The sequence below is a fragment of the Pseudomonas artemisiae genome (assembly GCF_057128685.1).
This window is the reverse complement of record NZ_JBSKHS010000013.1, coordinates 108,494-121,711: the sequence shown is the minus strand read 5'-3', so window position 1 is coordinate 121,711 and position 13,218 is coordinate 108,494. Positions and strand designations below refer to the sequence as shown.

General features: G+C 58.6%; 9 protein-coding genes. 1 reads left to right on the top strand and 8 read right to left on the bottom strand.

Annotation, left to right across the window (positions count from 1 at the left end; translation table 11 throughout):
* Positions 1 to 11 precede the first annotated feature (11 nt).
* From ACWKV4_RS15870 to yaaA, 8 genes are all read right to left on the bottom strand, one after another.
* A complete protein-coding gene (locus tag ACWKV4_RS15870) occupies positions 12 to 1,454 on the bottom strand; it encodes an alginate O-acetyltransferase (RefSeq protein WP_483833042.1) in 1,443 nt (480 codons plus the stop codon).
* A gap of 11 nt (positions 1,455 to 1,465) precedes the next feature.
* A complete protein-coding gene (gene algG / locus ACWKV4_RS15865) occupies positions 1,466 to 3,082 on the bottom strand; it encodes a mannuronan 5-epimerase AlgG (RefSeq protein WP_483833041.1) in 1,617 nt (538 codons plus the stop codon).
* Positions 3,083 to 3,109: 27 nt separating this feature from the next.
* Positions 3,110 to 4,603, bottom strand: a complete 1,494-nt coding sequence (locus tag ACWKV4_RS15860) for an alginate export family protein (protein WP_483833040.1) — start codon at positions 4,601 to 4,603, stop codon at positions 3,110 to 3,112.
* Positions 4,600 to 6,045 (bottom strand): alginate biosynthesis protein AlgK, encoded by a 1,446-nt coding sequence (locus ACWKV4_RS15855; RefSeq protein WP_483833039.1) that lies wholly within the window; start codon positions 6,043 to 6,045, stop codon positions 4,600 to 4,602. The genes ACWKV4_RS15860 and ACWKV4_RS15855 overlap by 4 nt, the downstream gene beginning before the upstream one ends.
* 15 nt (positions 6,046 to 6,060) lie before the next feature.
* On the bottom strand, positions 6,061 to 7,224 hold the full coding sequence (locus tag ACWKV4_RS15850; RefSeq protein WP_483833038.1) for a PilZ domain-containing protein: 1,164 nt from the start codon (positions 7,222 to 7,224) through the stop codon (positions 6,061 to 6,063).
* 34 nt (positions 7,225 to 7,258) lie between these two features.
* Positions 7,259 to 8,740 carry a mannuronan synthase gene (alg8, locus tag ACWKV4_RS15845; protein WP_483833037.1) on the bottom strand — a complete coding sequence of 494 codons (1,482 nt, stop codon included), beginning with the start codon at positions 8,738 to 8,740 and terminating at the stop codon, positions 7,259 to 7,261.
* A 103-nt stretch (positions 8,741 to 8,843) separates the two neighbouring features.
* Entirely contained in the window at positions 8,844 to 10,163 is a 1,320-nt protein-coding gene (locus tag ACWKV4_RS15840; protein ID WP_483833036.1) for a nucleotide sugar dehydrogenase, read from the bottom strand.
* Positions 10,164 to 10,997: 834 nt separating this feature from the next.
* Positions 10,998 to 11,768 carry a peroxide stress protein YaaA gene (gene yaaA / locus ACWKV4_RS15835; protein WP_483833035.1) on the bottom strand — a complete coding sequence of 257 codons (771 nt, stop codon included), beginning with the start codon at positions 11,766 to 11,768 and terminating at the stop codon, positions 10,998 to 11,000.
* Positions 11,769 to 11,929: 161 nt separating this feature from the next.
* On the opposite strand from yaaA, the gene ACWKV4_RS15830 reads away from it, so the two are divergent.
* On the top strand, positions 11,930 to 13,042 hold the full coding sequence (locus ACWKV4_RS15830; protein ID WP_483833069.1) for a polysaccharide deacetylase family protein: 1,113 nt from the start codon (positions 11,930 to 11,932) through the stop codon (positions 13,040 to 13,042).
* The last annotated feature ends 176 nt before the right edge of the window (positions 13,043 to 13,218 follow it).

The window sequence follows — 13,218 nt, the reverse complement described above, 5'->3', positions numbered from 1 at the left end:
GCATTCAGCCCTCAGAGCCCGGCTTGTACGTTGCGCTTGGCAACACCAGGGAACACGTTGCGTTTGCAAATCTTCGCTTCGACTTTCTGCGGCCCAGCCTTGGCGTCTTCTGGCCCGTGCACCTCTACCGCCAGCAGGTTGCGATGTGGCCAGTCGGCGTCGTCACGCAGCTCGAAGGCAAAGCGCCCGTCAGTATCGGACGTGGTTGGTTTTTCGATCTTGATGTCTTCGTGACGGCCGTCCATGTACCAAATGGTTGCCTTGAAGTCCTTGACCGAGGGGTCAGCGAACTTGATGTCCACTTGGTGGTTCCAGTTTTCCAGCTCCTTGATACCGTTCTGGCCGTTGACCAGCAGTTCGGTCGCCTGGTTAGGCTTGACCACGCCGCTGCTCGTAAGCTCGGCGGCCTTGCCTTCACAGCCATTGCCCATCAGCGCCATCATCTGGCGGTAAGTGGTTTCTTGGTCCAGCGGGTAGAGCGGCGAGAATTCCCACACCAGGATTTTTGGCGGTTTCTTCTGGAATTCTTCGCTGCCCAGGTACTCGAGCATGGCGCCGTCGAAGCCACCACCGGGGAAGGCTACGTTCAGTACGTCGGTGCCGCTGTATTGCTGCAGGAAGCCGGCGAAGTTGTAGTTCTTGCCGCTGTGACTGGTACCTACCAGGGTCACGTCGGGGCTTGCAGTGTCGCCGAACAGGTCGCCATCGGCCGCTTCGCCCTTAGGCTCGGTGCTGAAGGTGTCCATGTACTGAATCGCGTAGCTGCTGCCGCACAACTGGCCAGCCATGTTCTGCAGGGTGCCGGTTTTACCCATGCGCCCAGAGACCTTGGTTTCGTACTCTTTCTTGGCGAGGCCCGCGTAGCCCGGCACCTTTTTCATGGTGTCGGCCACGATTTTGGCAGTGCGTTGCGCGCCATAGGGCGTCCAGTGCTGGTCGCCACGGAAGTAGAAGTCATGGGCCTGTTGCTCGTTGGTGAGCGGCGACAAGTCCGGCACGTGGTAGCCCATGGCCTGGAAGCGGCCAAGCATGTCTTTGTAGTTTTTCAGCGCGGTGTTGTAGTCGAAGCGCTCGCGGTCGGCCGGCAGCATGTGGGCACGGTCTACCAGGCCACGGGTAGGCTGGTACACGATCACCACTTCAACGCCACGGGCCTTGAAGGCGTCGTGAAGTTCTTTCATGCGCCGATAACCTTCGGGCGAGGTCTTGAATTCGGTGCGCAGGTCTTCCACGGTCCGGAACAGCCAGTCACCCTCGCCTTGAATCAACGTGGTGAAGTTTTTCTGATAGCGGGAAACGTAGTTCCTGGCATCCGCCGCGGCCGGGCATAACTGGCAGCACGGCTGGGCGGTGAAGCTAGGCGGCTGCACTTCGGCGGCCTGCGCGTTGCCCGACGCATAAAGGGCAGCGGCAAGGCCCGACAGGCTGAGCAGCTTGATCAAATGTGAATGCATGGAAATGGTCCTTAATCCTGCGCCATGTCTGTCTGTTTCTCGACCGGGTCGATCAACACTGCTTTTTTCTGGCGAATCAGCAGGTCCAGAATTTCGGTTTGATGATCACCCAGGATTCCGCTGAAGCTAATGCCACCCTGCTTGGTCGGCGCCAGCATGGCCACACGGTACAGCTCGATACTCAAAGGGGAGTCGATCGCCAGCGGGTTGGTCCCGTTGCCAGACAGCTCGCCGCCTACCACGATCATCGACACTTCAGCATCGAAGGGGTCCATCTTGATATCGCGGTCGGTGTCGCTCAGGTCTTTGATGTGCCCGTAGACACCGGTCAGGCCATTACCCATCGCCATGTTTTCGTACAGGCGGATGTTGGTACTGTTACGTACACGGATACCGTGACGCTTGTTGGCCACCAACTTGTTGCCCCACAGCAGATTGTTGCCGCTTTCATACAAGGTGATGCCGTCGGTGTGGTTCTGGTAGATCTCGTTGTAAGCCACCAGGTTGCCCACGCTGTTACGGTCTAGCACCACGCCTGAGAGGTGGTTGTCGTAGCTGCGGTTATTGATGATGAAGCTGTCGTTCACTTCACGGGATACGATGATGCCGTGCTTTTTCTTGGTCCCGTACACCGTGTTGTCCGCGATGATCAAACCGTGTGAGCGGTCGTGCGGGTCGATGCCGTAGATGATGTTGTCGTGGTAGGTGTTGCTCTTGACCACAAAGCCTTGGGTCTCGTAGCAGTAGTAGCCATACCACATGTCCGAGAAGGTCGAGCCGATGATCCAGCCAGTTGGCTCGCCACGGCCCATCTGCACCTTCATGCTCGGGGTGTACTGGGAAATACTCACGCCATAGGACTTACTCTCGTTGTAACCGAAGCTTTTCATTTCGGTATTCACAAGGTACGTCTCGGTGCCACCCCAGCTCACCAGGAACGGGCGAAACTCGTTAGGCGTCTTGAACCAGGCCTGGTCGTTCTTCGCCTCGTTCCAGCCGGTCACCTTGGTGTCGAAGGTGAACAGCTTGCCGTCGTTGACGATGAACGAACCGCCTTCCTGGGACAGGCGCAGTTCTTTCACGCGGCCGTCGATTTCCAGGATGCCCTTGTGAGCGACCACGATCGGCACCCGCGCCAGCCAAACCCCAGGCGAGGTTTCGCGCAGGTACTGCTTAGGCACGGTTTTGCTCAGGTCGTTGAAGTTCACATAGCCTTCGTCGACGAAGATCGCCTGCGGAATGCCACGCTGCTTGCCAACCCAGGCCATCATCTTGTTGTCGCCACCAATGAATGCCTTGAGCGGCAGCTCTTGCATCATGCGGCGCATGCTCACCTTGCCGTGGGTGCTACGGTCAACCTTGGCATGCGCGGCCGCGGCGGTATAACCGGTAAGGTCGGGCAGCTTGGGTGGCGCCAGGTTCAGCGGCTCGATGGGGGCGCTGGCCACGCTGTAGTTATTGGCGACCTGCAGTTCCTTGGTGGTACTCGGCTTGGCCACGGCCTGGCTGGCAGGCATGGTTGCCGCCAGGGCAGTGCCGCCAGCAACCAGCAGGGCGCCGGCCAGCACGGCGATTGGCCAGGCGGCCTTGCGCCCCTGCGGCCGCACCTTGCTATATGAATGCTTCATCTCATTGCACTCCCTTGGCGGTACCCATCAGAAACGCCAGATGACGTCGACGATGGCCCGGTGCATATAGTTGTCCACGCCACCGGCATAAGCATCGCCAGGCTTGAACACGCCAGCGCGCAGGCGTACCAGGGCGGAAGGCTCATCGAACGATTGGCTTACGCTGGCCGGCAGCAAGCCTTGCTTGAAGTACTTGGTTACGACCAGGTCCATTTCCTGACCCAGGTCTTTCTCGCCGTCATTGAGGGGCAAGGTCGACAGGGACAGATCACCCGTGGTGGCGTCGGCGGATTCGTAAGCGGCATTGATGTTGCTGCCACCGATCCGCGAATCGCCGTCTACCCGCCAGAAGCGGTGGTAGATCAGACTGGCGTCGTAGTCTTCCTGGATTTCCCAAGAGGCGAACAGCGAAGCGGTCTGCACGTTGGCCAGCTCAGCCTGGAAGGCCTCGCCGAAACGGCTGATGCGTGAACGGGTACCGGTCCAGTTGGAGCGGTTACTCTGCAGGCCATTCTGTTCGTAGTCCTTGCTCGCCCGAGCGTAGGCCGCGCCCACTTGCCACTGGGGGTCCAGACGCAAGCGCACGCCCAAGTCAGTGGCCCAGCCGCTGATATGGTCGCCTTCGGTATCGCCAGCGGTGACGATGCCGTTGTTGTCGCTACGGCTGAAGGTATCGCGATTGCCGGTCAGCCAAGTCAGGCTGCCCCAGTAGTTGAGCTGGTTGGTGTTGCGATGGTTATAGGCATCGCTGGTCGCTTCCAGGCCCAACCAGGTCAGTTCACCACTGCTGGTCTTGTCCAGGTCGTCGATTTCTTCACCGGCCTTGGCCAGGTCGCCGTCGTCATGCACATGGTGCGCGCGCAGGCCTACCCACTGGCTCGGTGCCCATTGGTACTTCACATCGCCCCATACATGGGTACGGTCTTTGTCGTTGGGAGACAGGCGCGAGAAGTCGGTGCGGTAGTCGCTGAAGCGCTGGCCTACACCCAGGTCCGCCTTGAGCAAGGTGGTGTCCAGGTTCCAGGTCAAGGATTCGATGTAGTTGTCGTGCCACTGGCCATCGTCCTGACGCAGGCGCTGACGGCCGAACTTCAGCAGCTCGCCCGGGTACGGGGTCAGCAGGCGGCTGTAACCTACCCAAAACTCGCGCAGGGCCAGGTAGCTGTCGTCAGCTTCCCGGTCCTTGCTGTAGTAGCGGCTGTTGCCCGAACCACTGACGTTATCATCAGGCTGCAGCAAGGGGTCGGTCTGGATAGTGTCGGAGGCAGTCACCGCCTGGCCCATGACATAAGCGCTCCAGTTGCCCCACTCGCCATACGCCCAAGGGCGAATGTCGAGGCCGATACCGTTGACGTCGCCGCCGGAGCGGGTGCCCAAGTCGCGGTCGTCTTCGGACTGGCCCGTGACTTTCACTTCCAGGCCGAAGTTATCGGTCGCGGTCAAGGCCGCCAGGGTGGGGCATGACCACAAGGTAGCGAAGCCCAGGCCAACACCGGCCAACATCCATTTGTTCAAAATCATAGGGTTTGATCCTCACCGACTGCTGTTTCCGGCAGCGCGTGCAGCGCTACAGGGGTGTTGCCCGGGCTTGGCAGCGTGCCACGGGCCGCGGTTTCCTGCTGCAGCAGTTGCTGGGCCTGGGCCCGCATTTGCGGTGGTAGCTGTTGTTCGACAGTGGTTGCCAGGTCCAGGATTTCCTGGCGTGGCTGCGGCTGAAGCATGGTCTGGTTCTTCGCCAATTGGCTGAACACCCAGGCGTTCACGGGGTTCGGCATCGTACCGCGGCCACCAGAATACAGCTGGGCCAGGGCAAAATCAGCGCTGTTTTGGCCACGACGGGCGGCGATCAGCAAGTTGTCCACGGCTTTTTGTGGCGCAACCATGCCCAGGTAACCCCGGCGGTAGATCTGGCCCAGGTAGTAGTAGGCGCTGACCTGGTCGGGAATGGCCTTCTTCAGGTGCTCCTCGGACTTGGCTGCGTCAGGCAGTACCACCTTGCCTTCGTAGTAGATCTTGCCCAGCAACAGCTCGGCGCGGCTCGGGTCAGCGTCGTGACCCTTGTCGATGTAGCCCAGCAGTTGGTCGGTGTCGCCCAGGTCTGGGTAGTCGTACTGCAACTGCGCCAGGCTGATGTAAGCGCCTGGGTAGGTAGCAGTGGCGCTATCGAGCAGGGTCTGGGCGGTTTTCGGATCAGGCGTGCCCAGTTCCGGGTTGGCCAGGATACGCGCGACCGCGTCTACCCGCGCCGGCTGAACTCGGCCAGCGGCGAAGGCGTCCTGCAGGCGCTTGACCAGCGCGGTTTGATCTTCGGCGCGGTTCTGCTTCTGGTAAACGGTCGCCAGCTCTACGTAGCAGAGGTCGTTGGCATCCAGGGCCGCCTTACAGATGCGTTCCACTTCGGCCAGGTTCTGGTCGTAGGTGTTCTGCACCCGATAGAGAATGATCTGCGCCAGGCCAGCTTCCGGGTAACCGGCTGCTTTCCACTCGTTGATCTTCTGCTGCGCGTTGATGTTCGGGAAGCTCTGCGGGTACTGAATGTACAGCAGCGCCAGGGACATCAAGGTACCGCCTTCACCACTGTTGAAGGACTGCTTGAGCAGGCCTTCAGCTTCGTGGCGCTCAGCCTCGGTGCTGTTGGGCTTGGCGGCCAACAGCTTGCCCAGGCGGGCAGCGGCGCGTGGCGAACTGGCCGCCGCGGCGCGGTAGGTCGCCTCGGCCTTGGCCAGTTGCGCCGGATCGCCACTGGCGACCCAGATGTCGGCCAGGCCAACCTGGGCATCGGCGTAGCCCAGGTCTGCCAGTTGCTGATAGTTCTGCTGCGCCAGGGCAACGTTACCGTTCTTCATGGCTTCGTTGGCCAGGCGCTGGTCCGGCAGCCCGGCGCAGCCCGCCAGGCCCAGGGCCACGGCCAGCGCCAATACGGCCGGCCGGTGCAAGTGTCGTAGAGTGTCAGCCACGCTCATTCTCCTGGCGCTCACTTAGAAACCGTGGGCCATGGCTTTGTCGATCAGCCAGTCCAGGGAAGGACCATGGGTGCTCGACACGTCTACCGGACGACCAGCGAACTTGATGTCCAGAGGCTGGTCAGGCTTGATGGTCACACGCATGTCGGTGGACAGGTCGTCGCTCTTGAGGTTGGTGGACGAGATCACTTGACCGGAACGCACTTGGTCGTCGCCCGCTACGCGGAAGTCAACCTTGGTGCCTGGACGAACGTCGTCGATCTGGCGGTAGGTGTAACGCGCTTCGATGTTGGCGCTGGTGTTACGCGGTACCAGGTTGAAGATCACGTCACCTTTGCTAGCGTATTGGCCGTTGGCGACCATTTGCTGAGCCACGACGCAATCGCAAGGCGAAGTCAGGGTGCCGGTCATTTGCTTGCCGAACAGCTCGGTGACTTTCTGCGGGGTCAGGTCTTGCTCTTCCAGGTGGCCCTTGAGTACGTCCAGCATGCTGGTGCTGAAGGTAGCCAGTGGCGAGCCTTTAGGGGCCATGCCGTTAGCGCCGATCAGGCTGGACACGGTACCGTCGCGAGGCATGGTGATGTTCATGCCAGGGGCGCTTACCAGGCCGGATTCGGCGTGGGTCACGAAGTACAGGTTGTACACCGACTTGAAGATATAACCGAAGGCCACCAGGCCAATCAGGAAGATCCCCAGGCTGAAGGTTATGGCGCGCAAACGACCGAAGAAGCTCATGTCATTGCCTGCGGCCTTGCGCTTGCGGGCCTTGGTGAAGTTGTCGCGCTGCAGGGTACCAAGTACGTCGCCCATGGTGACCAACTCACCGGACAGGTGAGAGGTGATCAGGTGGCGCAGGGTAGCGATGTCGGCCTGTTCCAGGTTTTGGAACTGGGCGCCAACGCGACCGTTGCCTTCGACGGAGCGAGCCTGGAACTCTACGTCCATGCCCAGGCCCAGGTTGTCGATGACGAACATCAGGCGGCCACGGTACAGCTCGCCTTCTACGACGGGCTTCTTGGGCATGAAGGAGAAGCCACCAGCGGACAGTTCGTCCACGTTGGCTTCCTGGGTTTCACGGTTAGGGCCGATGAAGCGGATTTTCGCTGGCAGACGAACACGTGCGTGCTGGCGCTGGGCTTCGGACTCATGGACCACATTGGGGTTGACGGCTGTATTCATGGCAATTGTTCCTACTTAATCCATTGAGGGCTGGTCAGACGATCGCAAACAGGAAAGCGACGAAGATACTGCCTGCCGAAAACGTCATGGTCCGAGAAGACCAGGTGTTGAACCACTGTTGAAAACTGGCCAGATCGCGCTTGGTAGAGGTTGGCTGGCGAGTCCAGGACTGCCGGTCGAGCCTGAAGAACACGTAGATCTTCATCAACGCGCCAACGATCTGGTTGTAATAAAGGATGATCGGATACGCTGGCCCCACCGGGTGCCCGCTGAACGCCAGCAGGATGGTAAGAATCAAGCGGGTGATGCCGATCCATAGCAGGTACGCGAACAGGAAGGTCACGCTGTATTTAAGCGTGGCGATCAAGGCCGCGGTCAGGCCCAGCAGCGAGGTCCACATGGATACGCGCTGGTCGAACAGCACCACCATGGTGAACAGCCCCAGCCGGCGAAGACCCAGGCCCAATGCCCGAGAGTTCTGGCGCAGGTTGTTGCCATACCAGCGGTACATGAGTTTGCGGCTAGCCTTGACAAAACTCTTCTCAGGCGGGTGCTCCACCGTATTGATGGCCGCATCCGGCACATAGAAGGTGTCATAGCCCAGGCGCATCAGGCTGAACCAGCTCGACTTGTCGTCACCGGTCAGGAAGCGGAACGTACCCAGGCGCCAGTGCTTGAGTGAGTCGCTTTCTACGTCGGCGATAAACATCGGGTCGGTTACCACCGAAGCACGGAACACCGACATCCGACCGGTCATGGTCAGTACCCGCTTGGACAAGGCCATGGAGCACATGTTGATGTGGCGCTGAGCGAAACGCAGCTTGTGCCATTCACTCATGATGTAGCCGCCGCGCACTTCGCAGAATTCGTTGGTGGTCAAGCCACCCACGTTCGGCCACAGGGCGAACCAGGGTACGGTCTTGAGTACAACGCCTTCGTTAAGCACGGTATCGCCGTCGATCACCGCGACAACCGCGTGCTCGTCAGGCATGTGCCGAGAAATCGCGCGGAAGCCATAGGCCAGGCCGTCGCGTTTACCGGTACCGGCGATGCGCACGAAGTCCAGGCTTACACGCTCAGGCGGGCTCATCTTGGCCCACAGCGACTTCATGAGCATTTCATCGCTCATTTCCACCAGCGAGGCCACGATGGTGGTGGGGTAGCCACAATCGATCGCTTCGCGGATGACCGATTGATAAACGGCAGCGGTGGTGCTGGCGTCGATACGGAAGCTTGTGACCATCAGGAATACATGGGACGGGTCAGCCGCCGAACCCAGCTTGCGCACTTTGCGTCGCAGGAGCGGATAGACCACGTACAGGAACAACATGCCGCGCACGAAGTGCATGGCACCCATTGAATAGCGCCAGATACCCACGGCGCCAATCAGAAATATGAAATCCTTGGAGTCCGAGTTGAACAGCGATGGGGGGAGCGCAAGCGCCAGGCCCATCAGCAGACCCAAGTAAAACAGCCATCCAGCAGCCTGGAGCAGGCCGTGTTTTAGCCTCGACATATCCGCATCCGTCTCTTCATCGACCGCCCGGATCGGCGTTCGAAAGTGTTAAGGCAGGCGTAAAGAACCGCGGGGGCCCGAAAGCCCGCCGCGGTCACGGCTGTTACCAGCAGATACCTTCGTAGCTTGAATTCGAATCGGTCGCTTCTTTTTTCAGGAAGCCGACCAGGTCGAAGACTTGCTTGCCAGCTGGCGGGTTCTGCAGCATCTCGCCGAAGGCCTTGTCACCGTTACCCAGGATCAGGACTTCGGCATCGTTTACCACGGCGTCGAAGTCAGACTTCAACAGCGAGGAAACGTGAGGGATCTTCGACTCGATGTATTCCTTGTTGGCGCCCAGGATACGAGCGTGCTCAACGTTCTTGTCGTAGATACTCAGCTCGAAGCCTTTACCAATCAGACGTTCGGCCAGCTCTACCAGCGGGCTTTCACGCAGGTCGTCGGTGCCGGATTTGAAGCTCAGGCCCAGCAGGGCAATCTTGCGCTTGCCGTAGCCGCTGATCACGTCGTAGGCGTTCTGCACTTGTTGCTCGTTGCTGAGCATCAGCGAGTTGAGCAATGGCGTTTTCACGTCCATGGCGCTGGCGCGGTAGGTCAGGGCACGAACGTCCTTGGGCAGGCAGGAGCCACCGAAGGCGAAGCCTGGACGCATATAGTAAGCCGACAGGTTCAGAACCTTGTCCTTGCAGACCACTTCCATCACTTCGCGGCCGTCTACACCGGCTGCCTTGGCGATGTTGCCGATTTCGTTGGCAAAGGTCACCTTGGCGGCGTGCCATACGTTACAGGTGTACTTGATCATCTCGGCCACTTCGACCGGCTTGCGAATGATCTCGGCGTCCAGCTCTTCGTACAGGCTCTGCAGCACGTCACCGGACTCTTTATCGAACTCGCCGATAACGGTCATTGGTGGGTGGTCGTAGTCTTTGATCGCGGTGCTTTCGCGCAGGAACTCAGGGTTTACCGCTACGCCGAAGTCAACGCCGGCTTTCTTGCCAGAGTATTGTTCCAGGGTAGGGATAACCACGTTCTTCACGGTGCCTGGCAGCACGGTGCTGCGAACCACCACGGTGTGGCGCTCGGTTTTGTCTTTCAGCACTTCACCGATGCTTTTGCAAACGGCTTCGATGTAGTTCAGTTCCAGGTCGCCATTCTTCTTGCTTGGCGTAGGTACACACAGCATCGAAACGTTGGTTTCGCGAACGGCTTTGGCGAAATCAGTGGTGCCGCTCAGCTTGCCCTTGCTCACTGCGCTAGCCAGGAGTTCTTCCAGGCCAGGCTCGACGATTGGCGATTTGCCGTTATTGATCAGGTCGATTTTGACCTGAGAAACGTCAACCCCAACTACATCGTGACCACGAGCTGTCAAGCAACCCGCACATACCGCGCCAACATAGCCCAAACCAAAGATGCTGATACGCATCGCTTCACCTCATGTGTTTATCACGCCGACTCACTCAGGAGCCAGCTGGGGGTTAATTAACCAGCAAAAATTCAGGCACCAGGATGCATAACAGCCAATCTGTCATTACGACCGTTATACAACCTAATGCAGGCATATAATTCCGAGCGCCCTTTGAATGCGCGCTCAACTAGGGCAATGTGAACCCACGCTTACCGGGTTCGCCCTGAAATGTAGCCAGCCTTTATGACAAAACGGCTCACTTACTTTCGCTACTTGCCTTCGCTGGTATTATTGTGCCTTGCGAATCAAGCATTAAGCCGTATGCATGAGTTTGCCTTGCAAACTCGGGAACTGGCCTTGCGTTGAAGGTAGTTATAGTGTGGTCTCTCCTGAGATTAACCTTCGGGCTGCCTCTGCAATACCCTTGATCACACGGCTGGAGCACTACATCCAGACGCCTCCTTCTCCTGCTTTGTACGTCATCTCTCACACGATCCTGAATCGGTACGCGTCGTATGAGCTACAGACACCCCAGTTAGTTCCGGAGAGGGTAGACCGCTCGTGCCATTTTCCTTCGGATTTTTCCTACAGAAAGCGGGGTAATCTACCTATTTTTACGTGTTAAATCCTTTAAATACAATAGCTTGAAATCGTTAACCACTAAAACACCAGCGCGGAAAATTTTTTTGGCTTTTTTAGGTTTTTTTTGGGTTTAGCGCGGGGCGATTACAAGGCCAGGGAAAACAGACTTTATATTGGCGCCAAACTTACGTCAAATTGCAGCTTGCACGAGGTTTGGAGCCAGTTTTAGAGGCAAATTATCCCGCAAGCGAGTGTGATTCTCATCACACTTCAAGCGTCTCGTAAAAAAACCAGGTTATTTAGCGTAGAACAGCCAGGGGAATACCGGTATCCAGCCTCGTCGAACCCCTTCAGCCCCTCCGGTTGATCGATACGTTGGGTAATCACATAACGGGCCATCAGCCCCCGGGCTTTTTTGGCGTGAAAGCTGATGATCTTGTACTCGCCATTTTTCTGATCACGAAATTCGCAGTCGATAATCCGCGCGGTCAACGCGCTTTTCTTGACTACGGAGAAGTATTCCCTTGAAGCCAAATTAACCAGTACCTCATCGCCCTGCTCGGCCAGGGCAGCGTTCAACCACTGGCTTACCCGCTCACCCCAAAAGGCGTAGAGGTCCTTACCCCGTGGATTGGCCAAGGCAGTGCCCATTTCCAAGCGGTAAGGCTGCATAAGGTCCAGCGGCCGTAGTAGGCCATATAAGCCTGACAACATACGCAAGTGCTGTTGCGCATAATCGAAATCGGCTTCGGAAAAATCTTCGGCCTGCAAACCGGTATAAACGTCACCTTTAAATGCCAGAATGGCCGGGCGCGCGTTTTCGGGAGTAAATACAGGTGACCAACTACCAAACCTGGCAGCATTAAGGCCAGCGAGCTTGTCCGAAATCCCCATCAGCTGGCTGAGTTGGGCGGGGGTATAGCCGCGCAACACAGCCACCAGTGCCTTGGAGTGTTCGATAAAGGCAGGTTGGGTAAACCCAGAGGTGGCCAAGGGCGTTTCATAATCAAGGGTCTTGGCCGGCGAGATTACCAACAGCATGGGGTGCTCCTGAATAAAAGAGGCAAAGCTTGGCCCCTGCGCGGCTGCGCTTCAACACCCTTGTGGCTATCACTTCGATAAATGCGACAGCCGCCGGCCCGCTGGCTATGATGCCCCCGACCCTTGCCATGGAGAACCTTGCGTTGCGATTGCCCCCTTTGATGCTCGCCTTAGCCTTATCGTTCGGGTTTACCGGTGCCCAGGCAGCACCGGCAGAAGTCGCTACCCTGGACCGGGCGCTATGGCCTGAAGCGCTCAGCACCCCTGCCCTCTTCGATGTGGCATCGCGTGCGCAGATTTTAAGTTTCGCGCGGGAGTTGCTGACCACCGAGGCACTGGACGAAACCGCCCTGGCCGCCCGGCTGGACCTGCGGCAAATCAATATGACGGCTATCAACACCTTGCGCGAGCAGTGGTGGCAGCGGCTATGGGTGGGGTATGACCATGCCCAGCAAAGCTGCGAGGAAGACGCGTCGTTCTGTTACGCCATCGACAACCTGGACGACCTCAAGGCACAGGCCGGGCAATTCGCTGTGGCATCGGATTCCTTTTATGCAGGCTGGGCCGAGCCAGGCCGGGCCTTTAGCCGCGCCTACCTGGATGAGCAATTGCACATGGCTGCGCTGTTGCCGGATATCAGCAGCGAAGTGACGACCTTTTCCAAAGTGGAGCACAACGGCGACAGCCTCAATGATCGGGTGTTTCTGCTGACCTTCGACAGTGGCCCCAGCCCGGCCGAAGGCAATACCGACTGGATGGCTGATTTTCTACGGCGGCAAAGGCTGAGCGCGACCTTCTTCGTACTGGGCAGCCGGGTAGAGCAACGTCTTCAGGGCGGGGCCATGGATGACCTCGACGGGGTGTACCGCGAGCAGTGCGTGGGGGTGCAAGGCTGGCAATATCGCTCCCATAGCCAATGGCTGGACTGGCAGAACTCGGTACTGCGCAGCGTGGCCCTGGTGCAAAGCCAGCTACCGGATACCTACGTGCCGCAATTTCGCCCGCCCTATGGCCAACGCAGGGCAGACAGCGGGGAGTTCTTCGAGGCGCAGCAGTTGGACGTGGTGCTCTGGGACATCGACGCTCAGGACAACAATACCCAGCTTAGCCCCGAGGACAGCCGCGACCGCGTGCTGAGCCTGATGCTGCTATGGCGCAAGGGGATCATTCAATTCCACGATGACCAGCTCAAGGCGCGTACCGCCGTGCCTGCCGTGCTCGCCGCTACCGCCCAGAGCGGCATTGCCTGGGAAGACTGCCGGGATTATCCATGAAGGGAAGCTGCAAACTGCAAGAGAAAAGGGCTGCGACTATGCCCTTGTGGCTAATGCGTGAAAGGCGAAGCGATCCAGGCCTTGAAATCGGCCAGCCAGGGTAGAAGGTCTGTGGTTGACTACCGACTGTAGCGGCAGCCAGCAATCTCGCCAAGGGTTATTCGTCTCGCCGGAAA